Origin of the sequence: Enterococcus sp. RTP21361st1_A6_RTP21361_211029, assembly GCF_040910045.1 — a bacterium.
In the GTDB taxonomy this organism is placed as follows: domain Bacteria; phylum Bacillota; class Bacilli; order Lactobacillales; family Enterococcaceae; genus Enterococcus_D; species Enterococcus_D gallinarum.
Genome location: NZ_JBDGBK010000167.1, coordinates 1 through 2,757, shown reverse-complemented (window position 1 = coordinate 2,757; position 2,757 = coordinate 1). Strand labels below are relative to the sequence as shown.

4 protein-coding genes are annotated in these 2,757 nt (G+C 40.7%); 1 reads left to right on the top strand and 3 read right to left on the bottom strand.

Annotated elements, in window-relative coordinates; all coding sequences use genetic code 11:
* Positions 1-423: helix-turn-helix domain-containing protein (locus AB5Z52_RS16535; protein ID WP_368267070.1), on the bottom strand; the 423-nt coding region annotated here is incomplete at its 3' end.
* 271 nt (positions 424-694) lie between these two features.
* Between AB5Z52_RS16535 and AB5Z52_RS16530 the strand changes: the two genes are divergently transcribed.
* Positions 695-841, top strand: a complete 147-nt coding sequence (locus tag AB5Z52_RS16530; protein WP_086269049.1) for a hypothetical protein — start codon at positions 695-697, stop codon at positions 839-841.
* Positions 842-1,101: 260 nt separating this feature from the next.
* Here the strand turns inward: AB5Z52_RS16530 and AB5Z52_RS16525 are convergent, their stop codons facing one another.
* Positions 1,102-2,496: an oxaloacetate decarboxylase subunit alpha gene (locus AB5Z52_RS16525; protein ID WP_003125766.1), complete on the bottom strand. Its 1,395-nt coding sequence runs from the start codon at positions 2,494-2,496 to the stop codon at positions 1,102-1,104.
* The coding region (locus AB5Z52_RS16520; protein ID WP_368267068.1) for a citrate lyase holo-[acyl-carrier protein] synthase at positions 2,489-2,757 on the bottom strand (269 nt) is incomplete at its 5' end. The genes AB5Z52_RS16520 and AB5Z52_RS16525, both read right to left, overlap by 8 nt.

Below are 2,757 nucleotides of genomic sequence, written 5' to 3'. Positions count from 1 at the left end.
GGACAGTGTCAGTCGATAGCGCGCCAATTCATTTTCTACCATTTTGAAATAGCGCAGCAAACTACTTTCTGAGAAGTGGAGTTGATCGGCCCATTCTCCGATCTCTTTGATCTGCCTTTGAAAAATCCCTTCAATAATGTGAAAGAGTGGTTCATTTTCAAGCAATGACCGCTTTTTAGTTTGGTACGCTTCTCGATTGGTTTCTTTGAACAAATAGCCTGAACTCGTGTTTTCAATCAGAATCGACTGCTGAAAATATTGCCGAATTCCGGTAATATCGGCAATGATCGTTCGTGAAGTGCTTTTTGTGAATTGGGCTAGTTCTTTGACTGATCGCGTTGGTATTCGCTCGAAGGTATGCAAGATTTTCAGCCATCTTACAGTTTCCTTATTGGTAATAAAATTAAGTTGAAAATTTTTCATCTCTTTTCTCCTTACTGGTTTTCATTGCCGTTATTGACTGAATCGTTTTCCTTATTATACGCCCTGCGGAGGAATTATACTCAGTTGCAAGCTTCTGGCAGCACCAGTTATCGTGATTTATACGAGATAAAGGAACCCAGTTATGAAAAAAACGGTCATCTTGACAAAAACAGGTATCGAATTGTATAAAATTGTTATTTTTTGTTAAAGCCCTCTTGATTGTAAGCGGTATTTTTGTTATTCTTTAAAGGTAGAGGAGGTGGATAGTGCAGTGTATGCTATCAAGATATTTCATGGTTATCTGACAGCACAAGGAAAAAGAACTCGAGATAAATCAATTGCTTTGACTTATACATGCAAAGAAGATGCCGAACGCTTCGCAAATAAAATTGGCGGGAGAGTTAAAAAAATTGGATAACCTAAACTATTGAAAAAGAGTCGTCGACCATTGATTGTTGACCACTCTTTTTGTTTTGTTAAAAAATATTCTCTAACAAATCCTTTTTTCTATTTGTTTTTATTTCTCGCTTGTCAAAAATAAAAATACACTGCTGCGATCAATTGTTGAATGGCCATTTCTTCCCCTTTTCACTTCTATTAGCCAAAAAAAAAATGACTGAAACGTCTGAGTTGAAACAAAGTGTTTTCTCGCTCAGAAACGGTTCAGTCATTTTCTTTTTATGGAATCGCGATAGTCACATCGACTGTCTGGATCGCCACGTCATAAAACGGATCTTCTCGTCTTCCCAAGAAATCTTTTGCTTGAGCTGGGAAAAGTGCATACATCAGTACATCTTCTTCCGTTTTGGCATATTCTTTGATTTCTTGCTCGAATTCCGGGAGCTGCGGTGGAATCAAATCTGCTGGTCGTTCGGTGATCACTGCTTCCGTCCCAATGATTTTTTCTTGGATCTTCGTTTTGATTGGTGCCGGAGGACGACCGTAAAGACCACGAACGTAATCTTTGATCTCAGTTGGGACTAGTTTGTAGCGTTCCCCAGAAATCACATTCATCAAAGCCTGTGTGCCAACCATTTGAGACAAAGGGGTAACTAAAGGAGGAAATCCAAGGTCGGCACGCACTTTCGGCACTTCTGCCAATACTTCTTCGTACTTGTCCTGCAGACCTTGTTCTGTCAACTGACTCAATAAGTTGGATAACATCCCACCAGGCACTTGATAGATCAGTGTTTTTGGTTCTGTATCTTTGACTTTAGGATTCAAGATCCCTTCCTCTCGGAACCGATCGCGGATTGGATTGAAATAATCAGCAACTTCAGCCAATTTCTTTTTGTCCAGGTTTATATCAAATCCCAGTTCTTCTAATGCGATCGCCACAGATTCTGTCGCTGGCTGACTCGTTCCCCCTGCAAATGAAGAAATTGCTGTATCGATAATATCTGCCCCAGCTTCTGCAACTTTCAAATAAGTCATTTCTGAAATACCACTAGTAGCGTGGGTGTGGACCTCTAATGGCAGATCCACAGCATCTTTGATTCGGCTGACCAATTCAAATCCGATTTGAGGTGTCAGCACACCAGCCATATCTTTGATACAAATCGAATCTGCTCCAATATGGGCCATTTCTTTTGCTAATTGCACAAAGTATTCAACGGTATGAACTTCGCTTGTTGTATAAGAGATCGCTGTTTGGCAATGACCACCAGCTTCTTTTGCTGTTGTGATAGAAGTCGCCAAATTTCTGGTATCGTTCAATGCATCAAATACGCGAATAATATCGATTCCGTTCTTGATCGATGTCTCTACAAATTTTCGCACCACATCATCCGCATAATTTTTGTATCCTAGTAGATTCTGTCCGCGAAGAAGCATCTGTAATTTCGTGTTCTTCACTTCACGGCGAATCTGTCGAAGACGTTCCCAAGGATCTTCATTTAAGAAGCGGATACAAGAATCAAAGGTTGCTCCACCCCACATTTCTAATGAATGGTAGCCTACTTCATCCAATGTTTTGATGATGGGCAACATATCTGACGTCGGCATTCTGGTAGCGATCAAGCTTTGTTGGCCATCACGTAAGACTGTTTCCATGAATTGAATTTTCTTAGTCATCTGCTTGCATCCTTCCTTTTGAAACTAATTCATTTATTTTTTGCTGTATTGCTTCGACTGAATGCGTTCTCGATCGTCCGCATAGTTTTGCTTCCTTGTCACAAAGAAAGCAGCGCCGTCTTGGATAGCCTAACGCTTCGCGACTGATGGACTGCACTTCACCCGCTTCTAGCCAAAGCACGTCAAGATCTGCTAATCGCCCATAAGGATGTCTTTCTTCAAGTGCCACCATCCTTTTCTTTAGTTCTTCTTTTTTTAAAG

Bases quoted from the DNA above. Each gene is read 5' to 3' on its own strand.
- AB5Z52_RS16525 (WP_003125766.1), bottom strand. From the start codon at position 2,496: ATGACTAAGAAAATTCAATTCATGGAAACAGTCTTACGTGATGGCCAA.